The organism is Pedobacter alluvionis (assembly GCF_003664035.1).
Taxonomy (GTDB): Bacteria; Bacteroidota; Bacteroidia; order Sphingobacteriales; family Sphingobacteriaceae; genus Pedobacter; species Pedobacter alluvionis.
The window spans coordinates 1,010,542-1,034,237 of record NZ_RCCK01000010.1 but is presented as its reverse complement, the minus strand read 5'-3'; the positions used below and the strand labels follow the sequence as shown (position 1 = coordinate 1,034,237).

Below are 23,696 nucleotides of genomic sequence, written 5' to 3'. Positions count from 1 at the left end.
AATTTCAACTTTTAAAACATAATTGTTTTGACCTTTGTTAAATTGGTGTAAAACTCAGGTTCCTGACTGAAGCCTGCCTGCTGCGCTGCTCTGGGAACAAAAAAATCCAGATAATCCATAAGATCATTTGCGTCTACTTTACCCCTCTCATTGCGGGCAAGATCTATCAAACCATCCAAAAGCACCCTGGTAAATACCCCCCTGGTTTCCAGATCATTGCCTATGGAAAACTCTGCCTCAAAAGCTTCATTTTTGAACTCGGTACCGAAAGCAAGCATCATACGCGGATTATTATTTTGACCGAGAGGTACAATGCCCGGTCCAGGCTGTGGAGAGAGGAAAAGTTTAGTCGTACGACAGCAATCCAGCCATATAACAACTTCCTTAAAGAGTCCTTCGTTGATGAACTTTTTTTTGTATTCACTGGAAGACAAAGTTGCGGAATCACGCATGTATTCATCCCAATCAGCCATACACAGCCCATTATTTTCACGGTCGATCTGCACGCCCATCCCATGTCCGGCAAAATAAAAATACAAACGGTCTGCATTTTTATTATCCTTTGTCACAACCATCCGGACGATATCGGCGATCGCGTGGTCAACCTGGTTCTTTATTGGATTAAGCGGGTCTGCAACTGACTGGATGAGCCGACAGTTCTCAGGTGGTACACCTCCAGGGCCGATAATCCATTCATAAATTTTTTGCGCATCGTTTACCGCACCTTTCAACGCTTTCAGCCCCTGCTTATCAGGCGCGGTGTAGTGGTTAATCCCAATAATAATCGCGTAATTTGCCATAGCTATTATAAACTCAAAATCGTGGTGATACTGTTCTTTGTAGCCGCATCATCGTCAAAATCCCCATGCTTCAGGGCTGAAGTACCCATGCCTGCAGGTGTAGTTGCCAAGTTTTCAGAAAATGACACACGATAAGCCCCATCTTCATACAAATAATCATGGATTGCACTTAATTCTGGAACATTATATGGATCAGCAAACCCGATATTCCGTTGTAAGCCCAGGATGTGGGCATCAAATGATTTGCCCTCATCTTCCAGTACCCCTGAAATCAGATATAATAAAGAATGGGTATAAAAATATGGGACCATCTTATCTCTACATTCATTATCGTCAGTCATTGTAAAAATTCGCAGATCATCATAACGTCCCAAATGATCAATTGCTTCTTTCTTAAACAAATCAGCCCGGCACGCCGGTGCTAAGAACAATAACTGATTGTATCTAAAACTATCATTGATCGTACTGGTATGACGGAGCAGATGACAGATGGCAATTGATCCGGCGCTGTGGCCAATGAGATGAATTTTTGTTAAGGGCTTAGCTTTTTTATACGCGGCAAGTTTATCCAGAAAATAGCGCCCTGCTAACTGGTTGAGACCTGTACGCCCTTCATTAGATTCCCACATCCCATCAGCTTTATCTTTCATGCCTTTCCATACCCATGCCCCAATTTCGGCAATATAAAATTCGCGCAAAATTTCTTCCACACAGGTAGGAAACAGACCGTGATCACGTTTTTGGATAAAGCGGTTGATGATCCGATAAGCAATCTTGACGGCGTGAGCAACGAAACCGACAAAACTAATTACTCCCCTGCCCCCTGTAACCAATTCTGTTTCCATCGTGGTAACCTGTGTTTTCTGGATCGCGAGTTGTAATTCGAGGTCACCCGCTACATCTGCTTCAAATTCCTGTGCAAGCTCAGCTTCCAGGAAAGGCTCTCTGCCCGCAAGCTCCTCTGGGGTACTTATATTACCAGAGCGCCCGGCAGTGCCTGGCTGATTATAATCAGCAAAAGGTTCCTGTTTCATGAGCTCCACCTGTATCTGCTCTTCAGTGAATCCATTTTGCCCGCCCCGGCCCACAACCGATATGATTCCCAATTTCTTTGTCACCCGTTTGAGGATAAGTTTTATCAACTTATTATATAAAGTAGTCTCGGAGATCTTGGTGAGATTGTTACCGATTGTTTCCACAAGCCCTGTCTCCCAGGCAAAGCAGACGGGTGAACAACCGGCTTCCGAAATTACCGGGTACATATTCCGAGCAGCTTTTACACCATTGGCTTCGTCAACCAGTCCTCCGTGAAAAAAAACAGCAATTTTGCCTGCATCTTCGCGCTGAAATTTTTCGAACATGCGATCAATATCTTCAGGGACAGTTTGGTACTTACCTGACTTTTGGAAGGTGCCCCCAGGCCCTACATTGATAATAAAATCTTTTTCGTTGATAGATGCCATATAAATGTTATTTACGGTTATGTAAAAATGCAATATCAGGCTTTAAAAAAATAGCCTTTTACAAATGGTATCAAATTACTTTCAAACAGTCCAGCCGCCCGTGTTTTATAGTTGACAGCGCTGGGGAATGGTTTGGAGAATTTTAAATACACCGCCAAGGATACTTTTGTCTGTAATACTGATATACCCGACAGTAAGGTGTAAACGAAATCGACACTGTACTAGTCATTCCTCTTTTTATATACATTGCTCCAAAAATCTACTTTCGCCTTACCTTTAAGCTGAAAGCCTTCAGGATTTACAAGAACATGATATTCCGAAAATGGTTCCACGGCCGGCTGAATCTCGACCAGTGGCCCCAGAAAACTTATGACCTCACCTTTAAAATCACTTAATTTCACTGCTCCACTTTTAAGGTCTAGGACTTTGATTTCACCTACTTTATCCTGAAAAGCTACTTTTGTCCGTAGATTATTTATAGTGAACTTTTCCATTTTGTGCCCTGAGAATACATGAATGCTATCGTTATTTAGATTATACTGATTTAAATAACCTTCACTATCTAAATAGTAAACCAAATTTGATTCGTTATCTGTATAGATGCTGGATGCTAAATCAATTTCAATATTTTTACCGCTCCTTACATTATATAAGACCCTGGACTTTAACCTCTTATAGACTAAATATTTTTCGCCCGAAAAGCCAATGATGTTTGACCTGTATATGTTGTCGGGTACTTTAAATATCTTGTTTGTTGCAAGGTTGATTGCGTAAGAAAATTGGAATGCATGTTCAATTCCGAATATTCGGCTGGTTTTATTGTTTTTTACAATTAAACGGTCGCCAATAACCCCAACATAACTATGCTTGGCCGTTGGGAGTTTCATTTCATAATTGGTATCAAAATTATGGACCACCAATGTATTATTGCTTTCGAAATAATAATATACTGGCTGCTTATCGTGAAAGTTGAAGCCATAAATATTCTTTGGCAATGTGGCTATTTTTTGGGATGTACCGACATTATAAATGATATTCTGATTTCCCTTTTTCACATAAACATACTTTCCGTTAGATGAGAAATTCAGATTATCTATTGGATTAAGTTTGCCTAAAAACTCTAAACCAGCTATCCAAGATTTATTAAAGCCAGGCAGAGTATAAAAACTATATCCAAGGTCGGTCTTATAGTAAAAGCACGACTCATTTTTGAAATATCCCCAATCGGAAATTTTCTTTGTATTAACATCATAAACATGGGCATTTTTGAGGCTGATCAGATAAGATGTATTTCTTGGGTCTGTTACATAAAGATACTTGCCTTTGGGAGAAATACTGGGCTGGCTATAACCAATACCTTTTGAAGAGAATATCTTCTTCGGTATGGCCTTAATGATGTCATAAACGGTGAAAGCTTTTCCCGGCAGAAAAGAAACAACGATCTTATTGTCACTACTTGGAAAAAAGGTCCTGGCGGTGAGTTCTGCAAATGGAAGGGAATCTATAATTTTATAAGCGTGCAATGAATTGTAGGTTTGTCCGGCATCTCGAAAGGAATTAAATGCCTGAGAAAGCACCTTATTTTCATAATGCTGCTTACCCTCTCTGATCAGACCATCTCCAAGCAGAATTTTCTTCTCTGTCAATACCAGATCATTTTCTTTTCTGGTTATTATGCTACGAATAATAAAGAAAGCAAAAGAAAAAATTGTTAATACGGCAAAAGCAATAAGGCATCGTCTTAAAAATATTTTTTTGTTATTTAAGTCGGTAAATGCCTGTTTGGCTCTATTTTCTTCACTTATCTTTTCTTTTTCTTGCCTTAACAGATCCAAGTGCTCCTCCTTTAACCGTGCATCTAATTCATTTAATATCCCTGGTATTAACGTATCGTGGCTGATTTCATAAAATACCTGGTTTCCATAGGGCTGATCCCTTATAATCCGGAATTCTAATAGTTTGAGTATAATATTATCTATGCTCCTATTCTCATCCTGAGAATATATCAGGATCAACTCATCAGGTTCACCTGATTCTGGTGTTCTTTTTTTTCTCTCCTTGAAATAAGCGATAAAGCAATCGGTTAAGGTATCTTTTGTTAAGGGGGTACGTTTACCACGAACCAATAACTTACTTTCTATGATCAACCTGATCGCCTTAAACTCGATTTCAGATACTTCCGGCAGATCCTTTATTTTACCTAGTTGTCGCTGATAAAAGCGACTGGTAATTTCATACAGTTTTTCCAGAGAAAAATCATCATTGGTAATGCTGTTACCTTGGTTCTTATTTGGTTTATCTTTAACAAACAACTCAATTTCCTGGCAGATCATTTGCATCTGCGTGGTTTCAATACAGTCTGCTTTCCCATCCCGTGTAACTTTAAGGATGTTCTCGGTAACCTCCTGATCAATGATAAAAGGTGGCGAATAAAACTTAAGATTTTCAGTTGATTCAATTAAGGCTGGCTGCACAATCAATTGTCTTGCAAATTCCCAAAGGATAGGTTTCAGTTTAAAGCGGTTACGCTGAAGGGCTGGCAAGTATTTATAAAGATCTTCAACCACCATCAGATTATCTGAACGCAGACTGAATACCAGTTTTACATTTGCCGGAAGGAACCAATCCTGATCTTTATCTTCCCCATCTGACAATTTTGCAATAAGCTGTTTATTATCTGGGGAAAATATAGAGGCCACCTCTGAGTAAAACTCCTGTTGCTCATCCTTTGAAAATATCGAAAACTCTTCAAACTGATCAAATATAAAAACAGGTATTTTCCCTTCAAAATTGTACTGTTTGATATAGTACCACAACATGTGAAATGCTGGAAGCGGTTCTGAATTTATGGCTTCAACACCGTTAAAGCTTATATGCAACTCGCTTAAAATATTTTCTATCAGCGTTTTATCCCGCTGTTTAAACCTAAAGAGCAGTGGAAGGTAACCTTCCTCTTTAAGTTTAGGAATCAGACCGGCATTGATCAGTGATGATTTTCCCAATCCGGATTCTCCATGTATAAGATAAACCTGATGAACATTTATTGCTTCGAACAGCTCCTTAATCTCTGCAGAACGGCCAAAAAAAAGTGCGTTTGAATTTTCGTCAAATGGCTTAGGGCCTGGATAACGGTCAATTTCATGATCTGTTTGTACGACCTTTTCTTTTATACCTTCCATTATATTAAAATAGAGTTTATTTTATTTGATATCTGATCATAGACTTTGTTATCCGATTCACTGTATGTGGATAGTGGGGTCTTGAGGCTGGGGAGAATACTAGGCATTTTAGTGAAATTATTCAATAAACGTTCTAAGGCCACAAACTTCGCGTTAATCAAAATGGTCTTAATCTTAGTGTTGCCAACAGCTTGCTTAACACGGTTGTTATTGGACTCCTCACTCAAGAAATCAACACTTAAAAGAGGTATATAAACATCAGTCATGGCAAAGATGTCATCAATATTGAATACCGATCCCCCAAAGCCATCATTCTTTGAGAAATAAGTAAAATTCCGTCCATTACAGGCAATTTTCATATTGCGTATTAAGGCTAAATATTGCTTTTCTTCCTGATCACTATAATCAATGAATATATTGAGGTTCCTATCGGCTTTTCCGAATAAATCTTCATACTTATCCACGATCTCTTTTATAAAAGCATCGGTATCTATGGGCAGGAAAGTCATACCGTAGTTTCCGGCATAAAAATCTTTAGCCACTACCGCAACCTGATAATGACCGCTTTCGGGAAAATAGGCAATTTCCGGTTTCTTGATCTTTAAACTTTCCATGATAAGCCTATGATGCCATGCGTTGAAATCAAAACCGATAAAGAGGAATGTTTTACCTGTACCAGTGAACCTGTTAATAACTGCGTTGGGGATTTTAGGAACGTCAGAAACGATGTTACGAACTTGTTCCAGGTGTTCCTTATGGGTTACAGCTATCGATTCGGGATGCTTGTAAGTGCCATAAATATTGTAGATAAACTGGGTTTCATTCTCGAGTGAAACTGTCCTTTCTGTCTGAACCTTGAAATCGTAATGTTCTTTTTCAAAAAAACGTCCGGTATTGTACAATGCGGTTTCTAAAAAAAAATCGGGAACCAAGTTGCAGATTGTTTTGAAAGGTAATTTTGCCAATAATTTATAAAGATCCGGCACAGAATTAAGGCGGTGTTTTACAAATTCATTTATATCATCATCAAATCTATTGGGATTGTTGGTATACCGTAATGACCGGAACTGATTGGCACGGAAATGAAAATCATCTTCATCGCCATTAAGGATTTCATTTTCGTTCATTTTCCCCTTTAAGTGTATCGAGAACTCTTTTAGAACAGTTGTCAGTTCGCCCTTGGAATCCAACAGGCATTTTATCTCCGGACCAATGATAAGACAACAATTCCCTAAGCTTAATTCCCTTAAAAAATAATCCCATTGAACTGCATTTAAAGACATAGGCCCTCCCTTATAAATTTTTCGCTCAGCAGAGCGAGCTCCTGACATATTTCCATTTCAACTTTGTTTTTATTTGGAGATGATTGAATAAAGGTGCGGTCTTTGGGCAACGGGATAATGTTTTTCAAAAACCTGACCCTCCCATATAAACATTCCTTTAGCAATATCGGAACCACCAGTTTTTTAACTTTATAAGCAAAGAAACACTGCTTGAGACAATCCTCGGCACTAAAAAAAGCAGGTGATAACATTAGCAGGACGATGCAGGAGTCAGCTATATGCTTTTGATAGCTACCCACTTCGTCTGAACCTGGTTCAAAATCTACAATAACCTGATTTACTTCCACTAACCCCTCCAACTGCAAAACTTTTAACTGTTTTACCAATCCGGAGCAATCTAAAATATCTTCTGCGGAATTGATGATAGCAATTTTCACGGTATCTTTAGATACCTTACCGGGAAGAAACTGCCACTCATCCAGTTCAGGCAGGAAGGCCCAGCCAGTTTTGACAGCATCCAGCAGTTCAAAAACCTCCTGGTCATTTTCATATTTGCTCAAGCTATTAAAAAGTAAAACTGTAAGCATTTCCCAGCTTTCAACATAGCCAATAACTGAATCCCACATGTTGACTGCGCTTCCCTGGAGATTGATCGCCCCTTCAGGTATCTCACTATTGATTAGAACCTGCCTAACAGTCAACTGGGTCGGATAAAATGCGGCCAGCTTAACTACAAGCCTGCTGTAAAAAACAGGTTTAAGATGTTTCCTCATCATATTAAATCCTTAATTCCATCAATAACCCTATTGATATTTATACCCTGGTTACACAAAATCTTTGATCCATCCCTGATCGGGAAATATCCACCGCTATTATGGAGTGCAACTACCTCCCATTTTGAATTAAATACGGGCGACCCGGAAGAACCTGGAAGCGTATCTGTTAGATATCTTATCCTACTGTCATCAGTATATGAAACCATGTTATGGTATAAACTAATTTGTTTGTATTCTCCACCCGGATGCTGGATAATATTAACAAAATCATTTTTCCTGATGTCAACCGACAATAGATCAATATAGCCATAAGAGCCGATCGGATTTCCCGAAAGCTTTACGATAGTCCAATCATCAGCAACGGAGGTATGGAAAAAATTATGATCGAGTTTCATTTTTTCTACCGGTTCTGTTCTTTCGTTTATATCTTTCTGATAATTGAAGTAGATATCAATTTCAGAAAGGGATTTGGCTGAAGGGATGACATGATTATTGGTAAGTAGAATATTTGATGCTGTTATCAAGAACCCGGTTCCCATTTTATCGGCTGTGACTATCCTTACAACAGATTTGGCCATAATTAATCCTTTAGCCAGAAAACTAATGGGAAGGAGCGTGCTTAGGTTCTGGGTTAGAGCCTCATAATTGAAGTCCCGCTCTTCTGCATTTATCTGTGGTTCGACTCCCGCATAAACACTTGCATGCCAGTTCTGGATCGGTTTATCTTCTAATACATCCAGTATAATGTCATTCTTGGGATAGTCTTTAATGACTTCAGTTAATAAAGTCTTGATAAGGCCCTGATCATCCAATTTTTTTAAAAGCAGGACAATAGAAATATATGCGGATTCGTTTAGGTCATAGTCACCCGGAGCCAAACTTGCCCGGATCAACAACTGTACAATCTTTAATTGGTTATAATATAATCCTGAAAGTGTTTTCGCAAGTTCACTGTATTTCCAATTCATAGCTATTAAAATTTAGAGGATATTAATTCCACTTTTACGCTCTGCTCTGCTGAAACATGGTCTCATCATACCAATATTGTGACAGATATCTTCATTCATCCCCCCCGTGCCTTTCCCAGAACTGTGTTTTGTACAGAGCTCTGTTATTTTTTTCTTTCATCAATCACAACACTCTGGTCTAAAAACCTACTACGTTCATTCTCCCTGAAAAGATAAATGAAGGTTTGACCAAACATCGTATCATATAAGGGAGTGTTTCTTAAAAAAGTATCATTTTGGAGGAGATACGTTGTTGATCGATGTCGATGGAATTTATTGGGTAAAATTCTATTACCTGATGGATCTCCAGGTATGCGTACCATACCTCTCTCGAGTATTTTGGCCCGCAAACCAAATAATCCTGCAACAAATTCCTGAATGGCTATTTCAGGCACAGTGCAGAAGAAACAAACAGATACGGCTCCGATGATTACATCCAGGGCAAGGCTATCCATAACGTAGAGTGATTAATCCATTAAAAATAAACATTAACTATTGACTTTCAAATACTTAATACTCGGTAATTATTATAACACAAAAATGTATTATTAATCATTAAGATATTCACATTTATAGCTTTGCTGTTCTTGCCCACTTCATTAACAGATAGCCAACTCATTGATTAAAAAATTTCTATAAACGATTCATCCTTTTTAAAGTTTTCTTTTAGCGGCTAGCTATTATTTCGATCTGGTGTAAATATTTTAATACCAGATTGAATACTACAGTTCTGATATTCGATACCTGTAAGGCCATTGGCATTTGTCACCTCCAGATAACCCTATCTTTAAAGGCAACATGAAGTAAATTATTTCCCCTCCTCCGGTGTGTCCTGCGGAATACCACTACCATTACAATTGCATCAATCACCACAGCAGGTACTGGAGTTGCTACATTTGACTGGAGGGTTTTATTTGTCAGATTTAAATATTAAACTTTAAATTTGAAAATATGAGCAGACGAATATTTGATGAGCCTTTTAAAAGAATGGCTTTGGATCTGGCCCATGCTCGGGGTTCGATAAAGGATGTTGCAATAGAATTAGGTATAAGTTCGAACCTTTTAAGTAAATGGAAAGATCGCGAAGGCATTGCAAAAACTGATGCTACAAGCCTTAGCGAAGACCAGCAATTGATCCGGAAGCTTCAAAAGGAGCTTAAAGAAGCCCAGCTAGAACGTGATATATTAAAAAAGGCTGTAGGCATCTTTTCCAAGGGAGACGGGAGATATTCGGATTTATAAAAGATCACCGAAGGATATTTTCTGTTGAAAGGATGTGTAGGGTATTTAGGGTAAGCAACAGTAGCTTTTATTACTGGTTAAAAAACCCTCAGGGTAAGCGGCTTATCGATGATAATCATCTTATGATAGAGATAAGCAAGATTTACGCAGAGAGTAAAGGGTGTTACGGGAGTCCGCGTATTACTGCCGAATTATGTTCCAGAGGGATCATTATCTCAAGGCCCAGGGTGGCCAGGCTGATGCGCAGATTAGGTATAAAGAGTGATAGTGTTCTTTTCTGGGCGCATCATCCTCCACTTGAAGAGAGAGATCGTCGATCTTTAGATCCTTCAGTAAAATGGGAAAATCGATCGCCTCCCATTCGAGATGTGATGTATAAAGTTCTTTTTTGAGAATTAGTAATACTACTTTAGCCTTAGAGAGCGCTAATTTAGATAGCGGGGAATTGGGCATTGTTCATTCCCCGTTTCTTTTAAAATATTTCACAATATTTGCATACATCAACAGCTCTTAAGAAAGCACAATATGTCGTATTAATTACAATACTGGCGAAGGCCAGCTTTTATAATACAAAAAGTGTGGCACAAGTCTACCTTGAGAAAGGCACTTTCAAAGTGCAAATCGGCACCAACCTGTTTAAAACCAACAATCTGGATCTTCGGACTAAAACATACAATATAAGAATGGCACCAGCTTTCCCAGTAAAATTACTATCAATGAGTCCAAAATTAATGCCAATGGCCACACTGGATCCGTCTCAAATACAATATCTACTGATAAGTTAGAGGGCGAGGTGGTTTCGTCCGGGGAAATAAGTTTTAAATATATCAAAAAAAGGTTCTGCAAGCTTATTCCTTTCAGTCGGTAGACAAACAGGATTGTTTAATTTAAACTCAACGAGATACGCTATCATCTGTAGATATTTAAAACAATATAAATTGCAAGTGATTTTTAGAAGAATTTAGGTCGATGGATAAGGTTAAAGAGAAAAAGCAAAAATTGAAAAGTAACACTTATGTTACTTTTTTTTTAAAACCCTTTAAATATATAAACCATATTTTAGTTCAAAATAATCTATATGAAAAACTCAACGAAAAAAATCGAAAAATTCGATTTGGAAAATCTTTCGCCACTAGACGCGAATAAGATGAAGAACATTTTAGGCGGCAATGCAGTAGTAGATCCGCCCGCTGAAACTGAGCTATCAGTAACAGGTCACAGAGATGGTTCGCCAAACACTGTAGATCATTGATGCTAAAGGGTCGTAATTTTTCTTTTAATTTTACGACCCTTTGTGTTAAAAAAAATAATAAACAGCTCTTAACTAAACTTTGCTTTTGTTATTATTTAGTTAAACCCTCCACCTGATTCTTTGGCAATTAAATGTGTTTATTAACTTTTATTTAATAACAATTAATTATCAAAACATTGTCTTATTAAGGTACTACATAGTCAATATGTTAAACAACTTTTTTGTCAGTTACAAACGTTACTATATTAATTATAAGGTATATTAATTTTATAGTTAATAATTAGGATTATTTTGATATGATTAGATTAAATATAAAAAATTTATCAATTATTTTAACAACTCTTATCTCTTTTAAAACTGTTGCGCAACAAGTGGCAGACCCATTTCAAATCGGATTCAAATTAATAGATTCGGGAAACTATTTGGGCGCGAGAGATACCGTTTTAAAAATGAAGCAAAATTACTATAAGGAGAATCATCTTATAGAAGGCATTAGTCCACCAACCCTGGTTGATCAATCATTAGCTTTATTCGAATCTTTTTTAGGCGAAACATTAGATTTAAATTGGAAAAAAAGCAAGTTAAGGGCTACGAAAGGTGAACAAGTCAATTTCACTCCTGCAATTCCATATATAATTAATTATTGTGCAAATAAACAAGTTGTTATGATAAACGAAGATCATAACACTCCAAAGCATAGAATTTTAACTTATAATCTTTTAGATAAGTTTTATAAGATGGGGTTTAGATATCTGGCTGTTGAAGCTTTAGAAAGTGACCTGGCATATAGAAATTTCGGTTTCCCTCAAATTAATTCAGGTATGTATACTGCAGAGCCAAATATGGGTAACTTAATGAAAAAAGCAATAAAATTAGGTTTTAAGCTCATTCGATATGAAAGTAAAGATAGAACTGAATATACGGGTGACAGTGAATCATATTTGGATAATATCCGGGAAGTTAATCAGGCTAAAAATTTGAATGATATTTTACTAAAAGATCCTAAAGCAAAAATCCTCGTGCATGCTGGCCATGGTCACATCTGGGAAAAAGGTGGAAATATTATATTTATGGCTGAATATTTTAGGATTATATCCGGAATTGATCCAGTCACTATAAATCAGGCTATTAATAGTATGTATGAATTTAAGGAAAAACTTGATTCTACAATAAACTTAAAGCATACTGATGTTCCTTATATCGTTTTAGATAAGGATAAAAATCCTAGAGTTTCTGGAGGTGATGCTAAAGGAGCTTATGATATGTTAGTGACGTGGCCAACACCTCAGGAAAAATATGGCAGAAAAGATTATCTCCTTTCCAAAGAAGGAACTAAATTTTCCATCATAACAGTTACTAAAAGAGACGAAGGAAAGTTAGTGCAGATTATGGCATTGAATCCAAATGATAATATCCCTTTAGATCAATTTATCGTTAAACATGAAATCTATAAATATGGAGTCGCCTTGCAAGCTGGAGAATATAATGTTCATGTTGTCGATAATAATGGTCGTATTATAAGAAAACATAAGATAAGTATCCTATAATGATTTTAATTTTAACAGGTCATCATGACCACTCCAGTGACGTGGTTATAGATTGGTTAAATTTTTACGGCGCAAAGCATGTCAGATTAAATGATAATGACATTATCCTGGATGAAAAATTAAACTTCCTTTTAAATAACGAAAGAACAATAATTGAATTCCCGGACAAGATTAATTTACTAGATACAAAAGCTGTATGGTACAGGAAATTTGGACTAATGGTTGAATCTACGGTTGATAAACTGTCGAAGAATGAGTTAGGAGGAAAGCTACATGATTTTTTTAATCTTGAATTTAATGCATTTATGAGCTATTTTGATATGAATTTTCACAATAACGTTAAATGGCTTTGTGACCCAAATCATATTAAAGGGCTAACGAAAATCAAACAACTATTAATTGCAAGAGAAGTAGAATTAGATATACCAGCGACTTTAGTTACAAATGACAAGCAAATAGCTAAAACGTTTTTTAATAAGTATAAGTCATGTCTAACTAAACCTATTGGAGAAAGCGAAATAATTAAGCATGAACGAAAACAATACCAAATCACACCAAAACTGCTAGACAAGAATGTTTTTAAAAAAATTTTTTCTAAAAGATTTTTTCCTTCGCTCTTACAAGAGTATTTGGACAAAGATGTTGAATTAAGAATTTTCTTCCTTGATGATATTTGCTACACAATGGCAATTTTTTCACAATTAGATGAAAAGACAAAGATTGATTTTAGACATTATAATAAGGAAAAACCAAATCGAGTAGTTCCGTTTAAGTTACCGAAAAGTATTGAAAATAAAGTTATAAAATTTATGAATGCCGTAGGTTTAAATACAGGTTCGATTGACATGATTAAAACAATAGATAATAGGTATGTTTTTTTAGAGGTTAATCCAAAAGGACAGTTTGGAATGGTTTCATTGCCTTGCAATTATTATTTAGAAGAAAAAATTGCTCTTTCACTTATTCAAAAATTAAAAATTGATGTTGAATAACCTTACAAAAATTTTCCGCCGGTTTTTGCCAATAAATATATTGTCTATCACTCCTAAAGATATTAGAAAATCAAAGTATCCCCATACTTTTAAGAGTAATTTCTATCACAATAAAGGGTCTGCTGTAATAAAGTTTCATAGGCCTGTTTCAAAATATGTAGATTATGGACAAGAATGATCACTACATATCCCTATTCGCATGTTGTTTAATTGTGAAAGGCGCAAGTCGAGCCACTATAGTCGATATACAAAGAGGAAGTTATATTTTTATACCTCTTGAAATCGCATCTTTACTTTCAAGTGAAAATAAATCTAGCATAAATGATCTTTTGATTCCGTATAGTACGGAAGATCAATCTGAGATAATAATTTTTTTTCAACACCTCATTGATCAAGAATATGCATTTTATACAATGGAGCCTGAATTATTTCCTGAAATCTCAAAAGAATTTAAGGTTCACAATCTAATTACCAACGCAATTTTGGACTTTGACGCGGATTCTGACTATGAAGTAGCCAATGTAATTCTACAACTTGAAAATATGGGATGCCAAACGATAGAAATCAGATGCTTCCAAATTTTGCCTATATCTATTATAAGTAACTTAATCTTTTTAATTCAGAACGGACTAGGTGTTGTTAGAAATGTGCAGTTATTGATTTGCTATGATAGGACTGTGCAAGAGAGTAAGTATGCAGATTTATTAAATAAAGTGTCCCGATTAACAAGCATTACAATTCATTCGTCTCCCATTAACGAATCTCATCCCTTTCAAGAGGAAACTAAGAGAATTAACTACATTAAACAAAAAGTTTCCAATGAGACTCACTGTGGATATATAAGCCCAGGATATTTCACAATTAATAAGAGCACGTTTCTAGAGTCTCAAAGCTATAATAGTTGTTTAAACAGGAAAATTTCAATTGATGTAAAAGGCAACATTAAAAATTGTCCAGCACTCAAACAAAGTTTTGGTCATTTCAAGCAGGTTAATCTGTCAGATGTATTACAAGATGATAGATTTATAAATAAATGGTCGATAAAGAAAGATGACATTCGAACGTGTAAGGACTGTGAGTTCAGGTACATTTGTACAGATTGTAGGGCATTCCAAGAAGATGATGGTGATGAATTTTTTAAGCCGCTAAAATGCTCATATGATCCTTATAGTATGACATGGTCTGAGGATTTTTTTAATAAATAAATTCCTTGACCTAAGTATCGAAGAAAAATGATTTAGATGTTAGTTGGAATTGTGGAGTTGCTTCCTGAATTGATGAAAGACTGGAGAAGGAAAGAGGCCGGAGATTTTGCAAAAATACTGGCAGAAATGGTGCCTAATTTCCAGGCTGTTATCGAACAATACTATAAAGCCCAGGAAGTTGCAAAATCTGAAAAATAATACGTGCCCCCTGTATCCTAAAGATACATTAAATGGCTAGCCAATAAGAAAAGGTTGCTCCTAAAAAAGCAACTTTTTTTCTTAAACCGCTATTTTAATTATAAAATACGGCTTAAGTCAAATATTCTGTCATTGATTTTAAGCAATAAACTAACCCTCGGGATGACGCACCAATTAATTTTTCAATAATTTAACTGGCAGTTTGCAGCAACCGGGAATTAATTTAATAATTAAGATTTTTCTTTGTGTTTTGAGATTTTGTTTCTAAATCGCCTATGCGAAATAATAATAAACAGAATTTTCAACTTAGACAGAGAAGCAATTAAGTAAGTAAATCAATTTTTAACAATATTCCTGGGTTATAGGTTTGGCACCGTATCTGAATTTTCCCTAAAAAGAGTTTATTGTTGTTTCGCAGCCCCCAGGATCTTTTTAACATTATTATGCGAAACAACAATTTTAAGAACCAAAACACACAGCTCCCTGTTCAGGTTGCAGCTGAATAAGCCAACATGAATGTATTACCTGCCATTTGTGCAGTGAAAGCTATCCGTAGTCAGCCCACACACAATGTAATCACACAAGACTACGGAAAGGGTGTCACGAACCATTACGTCTACATTTTTCAATTCATGGGCAGGAAGCGAGGCGTTAGTCAAATCGTCCTTTCGATCCGATAGCTGTCGGATGTAGCGTAGCGAAATGGAGAAATCTTTGATTTAGATTCTACTTAAAAGATTTTGCTTCGCAGCGCCTTGGGGTTCTCCACTGCGGTCGAAATGACGACGTAAATTAGAAATCGATTGAATGCGCTCAGGCATTACGACGATAGCTGCTTGGATTTTGGCCACAATGTTTCTTGAAAAATTTACTGAATACGAACTGGTCACTGAAGTTCAATGATTCAGCGATATGTGCGATCGGCAACCCTGACTCATTTAATAATACCTTTGCCTCGACAATGAGCATTTCATCGATTAGTTCTCCCGCGGTTTTACCCGTAAGCCCCCGTGTAGCAGTAGTCAGGTATTTTGGGGTGATATTTAGCATGTCAGCATAAGCCTGTACACTTCTTTCCTCTTTAAATTTCTTCATAACAAGCTTAAGGAATTGATGAACCACATATTCCTTCCGGCTGCCAGGTACTACGTATGGCTGGACTTCTGATTGATACAATGCACCAACCTCGAAAATAAGCGCTGAAAAAAGGTGCCGCAAGATATCCTCCGCATAAAACCTATTCGCTCGCGTGTCCTTCATCTTTAGCGCTAGTACGGAGAGTTGAGCCTTAAACAAGTCGACCTGATCTTCGCTGAGCCTGGACACCGGGCTAATGATACCTGTCAGGTAATCATAAGCCTCTGCGGTCTTCGACGGGATCGCTGAGTTTAATAAGTAGTCATTTGAGAATAGTAGATTGGTCGCTTTACAATCTGGGGTAACCGTACCAAAGTGACGGATAGTATTGGTCGTAAACAATACAAGATCATTTTTTCTTAGCGTGTAGTCCAGCAGATTGATCTTTACATTCACCTCTCCATCAGTAATCAGGTGAATCGAATTATGATCGGCACGATATGGCGAGATAAAGGATGTATCCATTTCCTGAGAATCGGTATCAAAAACGTACAGGCCCCTAAATTTGGTATTGATATCCAGCCGGGACTTTAGAAAATCAAGCGTCAGTTCCTCAATACGTTTTTTCTTATTTTTCATGATTACCAATATGCCTAGATCCCAGGCGTTTTTCCTATTTGCTGCAGGTTGACATAGATAACAATAATTTATCATATCATCTGAAATAAGATATCAATATGGCAAGGAAATCTGAACATATTTCGGCCGTATCTGGCCATGTTTCTAAGCATTCACAGTTCCTAGATTTGTATTGTAAACAAAAACAAAAGCCATTTAGTCAAAAATAACATTAAAATTATGACACAGCAAATCAATTACAGCAATGAACTTTCCGGAAAGATCGCCCTTGTAACAGGGGGCACCAAAGGTGCCGGCAAAGCAATTGCAGAACGTTTAAAGGCCGCTGGTGCCACAGTAATCATTACGGCGAGGAACAAAGCCGAACAACCAGATCCGGAACTTTATTTTGTTTCTGCTGACCTGAGCAGATCAGAAGATGCGGAAAAAGTAATCAGCGAGGTACTGTCAACCTATGGCAGGCTGGATATCCTGGTAAACAACCTTGGCAGTTCAACAACACCAGCCGGTGGGTTTTCAGCATTGAGTAATGAAGATTGGATATCGACCCTGCAAGCTAACCTACTTGCGCCAGTGAGACTTGACAAGGGATTTTTACCACAGATGATCGATCGTAAAGATGGTGTTATCATTCACATCGCTTCCATCCAGGGCAAATTGCCGCTATACGATTCCACATTGCCCTATGCAGCTTCAAAAGCAGCCCTGATCAATTACAGTAAAAGTTTATCAAATGAGGTTACGCCAAAAGGTGTACGTGTGCTAACCGTTTCGCCGGGATGGATAAATACTACTGCATCGGAAGCCTGGCTGGGTGAGATTGCCAGAAATTCCAATAGCACTATAGAGCAGGCTCAGCAAAGTGTTATGGATGCATTGGGAGGAATACCTTTCGGCAGGCCGGCCCAACCAGAGGAAGTGGCCGAATTGGTCGGCTTTCTGGTCTCGCCAAGAGCCAATTACCTAACAGGAACAAACTTCGTCATCGATGGCGGAACCGTACCAACTATTTAACCACTTAAACATATCATCATGGAATTACCACAAGTAGTATCGCGTTTCATAGAAACGCAGCACAATTGCGATAGCAAGGCTTTTGCGGATTGTTTCACCGAATCTGCCACCGTTCATGACGAGGGGAAAACCCATAATGGCAAACAAGAAATTCATCAATGGATCCAGCATGCAATGGATGCGTACAAATCTGAGCTGGAACCACTCAGCTATAAGCAGACTGGCTTAAGCGGTGTACTGACAGCAAATGTTTCGGGCACCTTTCCGGGAAGTCCGGTAAAGCTGAATTTCAATTTTGGCTTTAAGGACAACCTTATCGATTCCCTAAATGTGACCGAATAATATTTTGGGCTATATATGGCACGATGACACACAACATCAGAAAACCGCCGCATCTAAGATAGGCGGTTTTCTTTCACTATGCTATTATCGGGCAATGTTGTAATGATTAACTATCCAATTATTTTTAACAAAATATAAAAGAGGCAGACTTTGGCTGATTTAGATATTGAAATGAAGGTTTAACACTAATGTTGAATATATTAATCTATATCGAGCGAAATACTATAGTCTCCGCAATATATCTTCTGGTCAAAAGCGTTCAAACAATCTGCTAATCCTCCCTTAATTGCAACAGCCCTTAGAAAGAATATTTTGAACATTTAAATCGCTTTTTATAACTTATTGAACCAATAATTGAAGATTTAGAGAGAAAAAAATTCATTTAGTCTGGCATCAAAAATCAAGGTGATTTTAACTTAGATCACCTTGACCAGATTATAACGGAACAAAAAATTTGGCAAAATACTTTTGCATCCATGCCCAACTATCCGACCATTATACGGCCATACAGAACTAATCATTTCTTATAATTAATATTAAATGTGGGGATTTTTAGCACTAAACTTCTTAGATGCACAAAAATTAAATTTAGCAATCATTGTCATAAATCCCAAACCACCGCTTTTGCAAAACGGCTGTTACCTGCTACCTTTTTTTTCGTCTTCTTCCAGGTCTGTTTTTAAAATTGTCATTGCGTTTCTCAAAAGTTCCTTTATATTTTTTAGCAAGACTAAGTTTATAATACCACGAGCAAAAAAATTTTTTGGGACTATTTTATAAGTCCACTCAATTTTAGTTTGTCCATTACCAAGGTCTGTAAATATCCAATCCCCTTCAATTCTTTTAGCTAAAAAGCGAAGTTGAGAAGTGAAATCTTCAATTCTGTATGAGAATGAAGTATGAGGAACAACTGTCAAAAGTGTTTCTTTCGAGGTAGAACCATCTTCAAAGTAAACCGTTCTTGTCAACCCTGCTTTAAACCACTTTTCTTTTTCATCTGTCTTTATTATTGCCGGCAGATTTTTATGTTTTTTAAAAATGTGTGATAACTCAACAGGAACAATATAATTAAAAGCACTGTCAATAGGTGTGTTAATCGTCACTACGATTTTTGCCTGTGGAAACTTTTTGCTTTGAGCAAAAGCAATTCCTGCGATGCCGATTGTCATTAAGAATGTTGCCATTGTATTTAAGTTTAATTATAATGCAAAATTCACAACATAATTTTTAACAACATTTGCCAAATGGCAAAAACTGAACTAACGAATATTTTTTCTTATTCTACTCAAGGATGATTGTGTTATTCCTAAATACGAAGCCAATAATGAAAGTGGTATTCGGTTTGCAAGCTGGGGAAATTTGTCAAGAAAACTTATATATCGAGCCTTAGCATCTTCAGCAAGCATCGGACTAATCCGATTTACTTTCTCAATTAATGACTTTGCCGTTATTGCGCTAATAATGCTGTTCCAAGCAATGATTGTAAGTGATAAGTCTTTTAAAGCTTCTGCCGAAAAAACTAAAAGTTTGCAGTCTGTAACCGCCTGCACATATTCAGAAGATGGAATTTGATAAGAAAAACTATTTAAGTCAACAGCAAAATTGTTTTCGTCTATAAAATACCTTGTAATTTCTTCGCCTTTATTATTGTAATAGCAAACCCGTAAAATTCCACCGTCAACGAATGCAACCTGTCGGGAGATTTTCCCTGCTTCTGAAAAATAATCTTCTTTTTTAAGTTCAATTACTTTCGCCTTGCTTTTAATTAGTTCAATTTGTTGCTGATTAAGTTGTCCAAATTGAAGTAAATAATTTATCAGATTTTCCATTGTCTCAAGATAGCTAGTGTCTTATTGTTAGAAGTTGTCAAATGGCAAATAATTTAAATTTTACCTGTTAGATCCTGGTCTTTTTAGGGTTGCAGGTAAAAATGGCTTAAATATTTGCGAATGGTGGTGGTTTGATAAATTACCAAAAGATGAGCAGGGTTTTAGAAAAGGTTGCTACCATATCACCAGGTTGCTGTTATCTTGTCGTTGTTTTATTGTTAATGTCGTTCATTTGTGCTATTGCCTGTTTAACAGCAACAGCATGGGTTATCGGAGTAAAATTGAAGTAATTGTTGAACTTCGAACTATCGAAAAAATAATCTCTGTCATATTGATAATTCATCTCGGCCAATTCTTTCATAACAGGCACAAACAATCCCAATCCTTTTACTAACCAATTTGGCAGAACCGAAAATTTATTTTCTTTTCCCAGTTCTTTGGCAAAAAGGTTGATCCATTCTTCACCAGTTATCCGCTTTGGGCTAGTGGGTAAATTCCAGATTTGATTGTAGGCTTCATCTGTATTCCCTAACATAGCCGTTCCTTTGGCAAGTTCTGGTACATAGCCCATACTGTGACAATGTTTGGCGTTACAAAACCATTGTGCTTTTTTATCTTTGATAAGATTGTCATAAACAAGGTTCATCATTACACTGGTTTGTCTTGCCGTACCTCCAAAAAAATCGGGTGATCTTGCAATAAGTGCCTGCAATTTATTCTTCTCCATATTTTCCAAAATAATCCTGTCAACTTCTGCTCTAACTTCACCTTTCTTGCTTGTTGGGCTTATTGGAGAGCTTTCTGTAATATGGTTAACATTGTTACCACCGATGGCATACACATTGTCGAAAAATACAAGCTTTGAATTATATTCAAGGCAGGCATCTACCACATTTTGTATAAATGATGGCCAATTTTCTTTCCATACACTTGCTTTATAGGGAAATCCGATGGCCACGTAAGTTATTTTTGAGTCTTGCACGGCTTTAAACACTTCCTCCCTTTTGCTAAGGTCAGCCGGAAACAGGTTGTCTGTCTGATTTACTTTTTCAGGATTTCTACTAACCAAGCGGATGTCTGAGGTATATTGGGCCAATGCTTTTGCAAGTTCAATGCCTATTGCACCACCTGCGCCTAAAATTGTCTGTTTCATGAGTTTATTTTTTAAATTGTTTTTATTATTAATTGATGAACCAAAGGTAGTTTAGTGCTATTCGTTAAAATTGTAAGAAAACGAAATCAGGATTTAGCATTGCAAATGTCTTGTTGAAACTTAAGGTATTTAGTTGGACTAAGCTCGATAAAGTGTTTAAAATCATTGATAAGCTGACTTTGGTCATAATACCCACAGTGCCCAACAACTTCGAACCAATCAATTTTAGCATTTGTAAAAGCAATATGGTCTATGAGTGCTATGGCTTTTATAAATCTTGTGTATCGGTTGTATTCCTTGGCAGAATATCCAAAGTGTTTTTGATGGTTAAGCTGGGTATTGCGTTCTGTTTGTTTATTTTGACCGGCAATAGATTTGATGGGACTTAATGTTTCATCATTAAAGTTTATTAGCTGTTCTGCAATTTTACTTTGGCTTTCAAAATATGGTGCACTGAACTGTAGGATATGGTTAACTTTTGCCTGAATATCATTGATGTTATTTAGTTCATGCCACAAAATCATAAAAGGATCTTCGTTCACCGATTCATTTGGCACCATAGGTAAATGCTCGGCAATAGTCGCATTTCCGAAGAAACGAAAGAAGGCATCATCTTTAAAATTAACCAATAGCATTTCTGCATTTGGGGGCAGAGCATACTCGATGATATGTTTGATAGGCCCCAGCATCAGATATTTGTTTACTTCTAAATATAGATTTTGTTTCGATCTGAAATATGGGCTTTCTGCAAAACTGAATATCAAAATAGTTTGATAGGATGGTATCAATTTTTTGGTGATTATCTCACCTGTGTTATTTTTGGCATAATAAAAGTGGGTAAATACCTTTTCATAACCTTCAGGAATATTGATGCGATAGTTGGTATACGCTGGGCTGCTATTTTGCATTATCGTTTTTTTTCGATTTCTTTTTCATTTATTAACGGAGGGAATAAAATGCCCTTTAACGGTTTTGCGACTTGCAAAGAAGGGGAATAATAAGCACAAATGTTAATAGAAGGAGGATGTTAGTCCCATAACCCTAATAATTTAATTAAATGATTGCCTATACTCCATTGGAGTTAGGTTGGTTTAGCCTATAATTTACTGAACAACTGCGGATATTCAAAATCTAATTGATAGCCGATTTCATGCACAGGGTTCCACTAACCCCAAGTCCACGATTTGGAGAAAAAGTTTGCATGCCATTAGCGTCTCATCAGTCTTTAAATACTGCGAAATAGTATCATATGCCATCTATTTTGAGTTTTGCAAAAATTCAACAATCAAGCTAGTAACCTGTTCCGGTTGTTCCTGTTGCAACCATTGTCCTGCTGGGGTTCGAATTGTTCTACATCACTTTTCAGGCGGCCCGTGGTCAGTTGTCACACTATAATGTGAGTTCATCGCTTTATACTTCGCTTACCGCGGCCATGGCTTTTGCCGCCATTGCGGCCACTTTGTACAACGGCTATATCGGCATTTTATTTTTTACGGGAGAATTTCCAAAACTCCCCAACTATTATCTCTGGGCTATCCGTTTAGGCATATTTTTATTTGTCATATTTGCGTTTGAGGGCGCTATTATGGGGGCCAACGGTTCACATAGTGTTGGCGGTTCAGGCGATGGCGATGGTTTACCATTGCTTAACTGGAGCCGTAAATATGGCGATCTGCGTATCGCGCATTTTGTAGGGATGCATGCCCTGCAGGTATTACCGCTGGTGGCTTATTATTTTCTCAAAGATATTAAATGGGTTATAGTCTTAGGCTTAGTTTACGGAGCTTTGGCGCTTTTCTGCCTGGTACAGGCACTTAACAGCAAACCGTTAGTAAGCTTTTCGTAATTTTATGTTTCTGTGGTTTATTTGATAGGCGCTGGATTAAGCTGGGTTAATAGCTGGCTAGCCATCGTAATTTATACCCTAATTTCCATTTATTTCATTCTTCCCAGAACCAGGCTAACAACTGATCAAGCAAAATACAGCGTTAATAACATTGCTTTAATTACACTTTAAGATTTACAACTGACATAGGGTTGTCAGTATGAGCAAATATCTTTGAATAAAAAAATGAGTATTATGGAAGTGAAAAAACTTAATATAGTGCCTGAGCACTACACAACAGTAACACCCTGGATTATTTCTCCATCCTCAGCCAGGTTAATTGATTTTTTAACAACTGCTTTTGATGCGCAAGAGGTTCCTCATAGCAGAATTACAAATGAACAAGGAGCCATCATTCATGTAGTCGTAAAAATTGGAGATGCATTAGTTATGCTTTTTGACTCAAGAGAAGGCTGGCCTCCGACCCCAGGTTTTCTAAATTTGTACGTCAGCGATGTTGAAGATGTTTATCAAAAATCTCTAAAGCTTGGAGCTACATCAGTTACCGACATTACCGCCCTTTGGTTTGGAGAAAAGGTTTGCAGGATTCTCGATCCATTTGGGAACCTGTGGTGGATAAATCAACGCATTGAGGAAATCGACTTTACCAAACCAGAGGAAATTGGACAAATAGCTTCTACTCCGGAAGCCGTACAAGGTATTGCATATATTCAAAAATCTTTAGATGAAGCCTTAATGGCACAGAAAAGGTTTTTCGAGAACCGATGAGCAGTCAAAAGACAAAGGGAGCGGAATTCGTTCCTTTGTCTTTTTGGACTTTCATTGCAATTTGTTTTCCCAATTCATTATTAG

Annotated in this window: 23 protein-coding genes; 11 read left to right on the top strand and 12 right to left on the bottom strand. The window is 37.0% G+C overall.

The genetic code is table 11. From position 1 onward, the window contains the following. Positions 1-11: 11 nt before the first annotated feature. The 7 genes from BCL90_RS04630 to BCL90_RS04600 form a co-directional block, all read right to left on the bottom strand. Positions 12-800 (bottom strand): caspase family protein, encoded by a 789-nt coding sequence (locus tag BCL90_RS04630; protein WP_121282838.1) that lies wholly within the window; start codon positions 798-800, stop codon positions 12-14. A gap of 5 nt (positions 801-805) precedes the next feature. After that, positions 806-2,263: an alpha/beta hydrolase gene (locus tag BCL90_RS04625; RefSeq protein ID WP_121282837.1), complete on the bottom strand. Its 1,458-nt coding sequence runs from the start codon at positions 2,261-2,263 to the stop codon at positions 806-808. Between the two features lie 221 nt (positions 2,264-2,484). After that, positions 2,485-5,442 (bottom strand): ATP-binding protein, encoded by a 2,958-nt coding sequence (locus BCL90_RS04620; RefSeq protein WP_121282836.1) that lies wholly within the window; start codon positions 5,440-5,442, stop codon positions 2,485-2,487. Further along, positions 5,442-6,569: an SIR2 family protein gene (locus tag BCL90_RS04615; protein WP_166792172.1), complete on the bottom strand. Its 1,128-nt coding sequence runs from the start codon at positions 6,567-6,569 to the stop codon at positions 5,442-5,444. Before BCL90_RS04615 ends, BCL90_RS04620 begins: the two co-directional genes overlap by 1 nt. A gap of 146 nt (positions 6,570-6,715) precedes the next feature. Next, the gene (locus BCL90_RS04610) at positions 6,716-7,501 is read right to left on the bottom strand and encodes a TIR domain-containing protein (protein WP_134380568.1); all 786 of its coding nucleotides are present in this window, start codon (positions 7,499-7,501) and stop codon (positions 6,716-6,718) included. After that, complete coding sequence (locus BCL90_RS04605) at positions 7,498-8,469, bottom strand: trypsin-like serine peptidase (RefSeq protein ID WP_121282833.1); 972 nt, start codon at positions 8,467-8,469, stop codon at positions 7,498-7,500. Before BCL90_RS04605 ends, BCL90_RS04610 begins: the two co-directional genes overlap by 4 nt. A 143-nt stretch (positions 8,470-8,612) precedes the next feature. Further along, positions 8,613-8,963 (bottom strand): hypothetical protein, encoded by a 351-nt coding sequence (locus tag BCL90_RS04600; RefSeq protein WP_121282832.1) that lies wholly within the window; start codon positions 8,961-8,963, stop codon positions 8,613-8,615. Between the two features lie 496 nt (positions 8,964-9,459). Here BCL90_RS04600 and BCL90_RS04595 point away from each other — a divergent pair, with 496 nt between their 5' ends. The 7 genes from BCL90_RS04595 to BCL90_RS04565 all read left to right on the top strand — a co-directional run bounded on the left by BCL90_RS04595 (position 9,460) and on the right by BCL90_RS04565 (position 14,944). Continuing rightward, complete coding sequence (locus tag BCL90_RS04595; protein WP_121282831.1) at positions 9,460-9,750, top strand: transposase; 291 nt, start codon at positions 9,460-9,462, stop codon at positions 9,748-9,750. Positions 9,751-9,782: 32 nt separating this feature from the next. Continuing rightward, on the top strand, positions 9,783-10,142 hold the full coding sequence (locus BCL90_RS26200) for an IS3 family transposase (RefSeq protein ID WP_121282830.1): 360 nt from the start codon (positions 9,783-9,785) through the stop codon (positions 10,140-10,142). 686 nt (positions 10,143-10,828) lie between these two features. Beyond that, complete coding sequence (locus BCL90_RS25575) at positions 10,829-11,002, top strand: hypothetical protein (RefSeq protein WP_166792170.1); 174 nt, start codon at positions 10,829-10,831, stop codon at positions 11,000-11,002. Positions 11,003-11,298: 296 nt separating this feature from the next. Next, positions 11,299-12,549, top strand: a complete 1,251-nt coding sequence (locus tag BCL90_RS04580) for a hypothetical protein (RefSeq protein WP_121282828.1) — start codon at positions 11,299-11,301, stop codon at positions 12,547-12,549. Beyond that, positions 12,549-13,541, top strand: coding sequence for a grasp-with-spasm system ATP-grasp peptide maturase (gwsG, locus tag BCL90_RS04575; protein ID WP_121282827.1), 993 nt, complete (start codon positions 12,549-12,551; stop codon positions 13,539-13,541). The genes BCL90_RS04580 and gwsG overlap by 1 nt, the downstream gene beginning before the upstream one ends. A 164-nt stretch (positions 13,542-13,705) precedes the next feature. Then, on the top strand, positions 13,706-14,746 hold the full coding sequence (gene gwsS, locus BCL90_RS04570) for a grasp-with-spasm system SPASM domain peptide maturase (protein ID WP_121282826.1): 1,041 nt from the start codon (positions 13,706-13,708) through the stop codon (positions 14,744-14,746). 36 nt (positions 14,747-14,782) lie between these two features. Next, complete coding sequence (locus BCL90_RS04565) at positions 14,783-14,944, top strand: hypothetical protein (protein ID WP_208529845.1); 162 nt, start codon at positions 14,783-14,785, stop codon at positions 14,942-14,944. A gap of 813 nt (positions 14,945-15,757) precedes the next feature. On the opposite strand, the gene BCL90_RS04560 is transcribed toward BCL90_RS04565, so the two are convergent. Next, positions 15,758-16,660 carry an AraC family transcriptional regulator gene (locus BCL90_RS04560; protein WP_166792169.1) on the bottom strand — a complete coding sequence of 301 codons (903 nt, stop codon included), beginning with the start codon at positions 16,658-16,660 and terminating at the stop codon, positions 15,758-15,760. 219 nt (positions 16,661-16,879) lie between these two features. Between BCL90_RS04560 and BCL90_RS04555 the strand changes: the two genes are divergently transcribed. Both BCL90_RS04555 and BCL90_RS04550 read left to right on the top strand, forming a co-directional pair. Then, positions 16,880-17,674 (top strand): SDR family oxidoreductase, encoded by a 795-nt coding sequence (locus tag BCL90_RS04555; protein ID WP_208529844.1) that lies wholly within the window; start codon positions 16,880-16,882, stop codon positions 17,672-17,674. An 18-nt stretch (positions 17,675-17,692) separates the two neighbouring features. Further along, positions 17,693-18,016, top strand: coding sequence for a nuclear transport factor 2 family protein (locus tag BCL90_RS04550; protein ID WP_121282824.1), 324 nt, complete (start codon positions 17,693-17,695; stop codon positions 18,014-18,016). Positions 18,017-18,654: 638 nt separating this feature from the next. Here the strand turns inward: BCL90_RS04550 and BCL90_RS04545 are convergent. From BCL90_RS04545 to BCL90_RS04530, 4 genes are all read right to left on the bottom strand, one after another. After that, on the bottom strand, positions 18,655-19,200 hold the full coding sequence (locus tag BCL90_RS04545) for an SRPBCC family protein (protein ID WP_121282823.1): 546 nt from the start codon (positions 19,198-19,200) through the stop codon (positions 18,655-18,657). Between the two features lie 75 nt (positions 19,201-19,275). Then, positions 19,276-19,845, bottom strand: a complete 570-nt coding sequence (locus tag BCL90_RS04540; RefSeq protein WP_121282822.1) for a Crp/Fnr family transcriptional regulator — start codon at positions 19,843-19,845, stop codon at positions 19,276-19,278. A 196-nt stretch (positions 19,846-20,041) separates the two neighbouring features. After that, a complete protein-coding gene (locus BCL90_RS04535; RefSeq protein ID WP_121282821.1) occupies positions 20,042-20,998 on the bottom strand; it encodes an NAD-dependent epimerase/dehydratase family protein in 957 nt (318 codons plus the stop codon). Positions 20,999-21,084: 86 nt separating this feature from the next. Next, entirely contained in the window at positions 21,085-21,906 is an 822-nt protein-coding gene (locus BCL90_RS04530) for a helix-turn-helix domain-containing protein (protein WP_121282820.1), read from the bottom strand. Between the two features lie 437 nt (positions 21,907-22,343). On the opposite strand from BCL90_RS04530, the gene BCL90_RS04525 reads away from it, so the two are divergent. After that, positions 22,344-22,844, top strand: coding sequence for a hypothetical protein (locus tag BCL90_RS04525; RefSeq protein WP_147438311.1), 501 nt, complete (start codon positions 22,344-22,346; stop codon positions 22,842-22,844). 234 nt (positions 22,845-23,078) lie between these two features. Next, the gene (locus BCL90_RS04520) at positions 23,079-23,612 is read left to right on the top strand and encodes a VOC family protein (protein ID WP_208529843.1); all 534 of its coding nucleotides are present in this window, start codon (positions 23,079-23,081) and stop codon (positions 23,610-23,612) included. Positions 23,613-23,696 lie beyond the last annotated feature (84 nt).

Bases quoted from the DNA above. Each gene is read 5' to 3' on its own strand.
- BCL90_RS04630 (WP_121282838.1), bottom strand. From the start codon at position 800: ATGGCAAATTACGCGATTATTATTGGGATTAACCACTACACCGCGCCT.
- BCL90_RS04625 (WP_121282837.1), bottom strand. From the start codon at position 2,263: ATGGCATCTATCAACGAAAAAGATTTTATTATCAATGTAGGGCCTGGG.
- BCL90_RS04620 (WP_121282836.1), bottom strand. From the start codon at position 5,442: ATGGAAGGTATAAAAGAAAAGGTCGTACAAACAGATCATGAAATTGAC.
- BCL90_RS04615 (WP_166792172.1), bottom strand. From the start codon at position 6,569: ATGAACGAAAATGAAATCCTTAATGGCGATGAAGATGATTTTCATTTC.
- BCL90_RS04610 (WP_134380568.1), bottom strand. From the start codon at position 7,501: ATGATGAGGAAACATCTTAAACCTGTTTTTTACAGCAGGCTTGTAGTT.
- BCL90_RS04605 (WP_121282833.1), bottom strand. From the start codon at position 8,469: ATGAATTGGAAATACAGTGAACTTGCGAAAACACTTTCAGGATTATAT.
- BCL90_RS04600 (WP_121282832.1), bottom strand. From the start codon at position 8,963: ATGGATAGCCTTGCCCTGGATGTAATCATCGGAGCCGTATCTGTTTGT.
- BCL90_RS04595 (WP_121282831.1), top strand. From the start codon at position 9,460: ATGAGCAGACGAATATTTGATGAGCCTTTTAAAAGAATGGCTTTGGAT.
- BCL90_RS26200 (WP_121282830.1), top strand. From the start codon at position 9,783: ATGTGTAGGGTATTTAGGGTAAGCAACAGTAGCTTTTATTACTGGTTA.
- BCL90_RS25575 (WP_166792170.1), top strand. From the start codon at position 10,829: ATGAAAAACTCAACGAAAAAAATCGAAAAATTCGATTTGGAAAATCTT.
- BCL90_RS04580 (WP_121282828.1), top strand. From the start codon at position 11,299: ATGATTAGATTAAATATAAAAAATTTATCAATTATTTTAACAACTCTT.
- gwsG (WP_121282827.1), top strand. From the start codon at position 12,549: ATGATTTTAATTTTAACAGGTCATCATGACCACTCCAGTGACGTGGTT.
- gwsS (WP_121282826.1), top strand. From the start codon at position 13,706: ATGGACAAGAATGATCACTACATATCCCTATTCGCATGTTGTTTAATT.
- BCL90_RS04565 (WP_208529845.1), top strand. From the start codon at position 14,783: ATGTTAGTTGGAATTGTGGAGTTGCTTCCTGAATTGATGAAAGACTGG.
- BCL90_RS04560 (WP_166792169.1), bottom strand. From the start codon at position 16,660: ATGAAAAATAAGAAAAAACGTATTGAGGAACTGACGCTTGATTTTCTA.
- BCL90_RS04555 (WP_208529844.1), top strand. From the start codon at position 16,880: ATGACACAGCAAATCAATTACAGCAATGAACTTTCCGGAAAGATCGCC.
- BCL90_RS04550 (WP_121282824.1), top strand. From the start codon at position 17,693: ATGGAATTACCACAAGTAGTATCGCGTTTCATAGAAACGCAGCACAAT.
- BCL90_RS04545 (WP_121282823.1), bottom strand. From the start codon at position 19,200: ATGGCAACATTCTTAATGACAATCGGCATCGCAGGAATTGCTTTTGCT.
- BCL90_RS04540 (WP_121282822.1), bottom strand. From the start codon at position 19,845: ATGGAAAATCTGATAAATTATTTACTTCAATTTGGACAACTTAATCAG.
- BCL90_RS04535 (WP_121282821.1), bottom strand. From the start codon at position 20,998: ATGAAACAGACAATTTTAGGCGCAGGTGGTGCAATAGGCATTGAACTT.
- BCL90_RS04530 (WP_121282820.1), bottom strand. From the start codon at position 21,906: ATGCAAAATAGCAGCCCAGCGTATACCAACTATCGCATCAATATTCCT.
- BCL90_RS04520 (WP_208529843.1), top strand. From the start codon at position 23,079: ATGGAAGTGAAAAAACTTAATATAGTGCCTGAGCACTACACAACAGTA.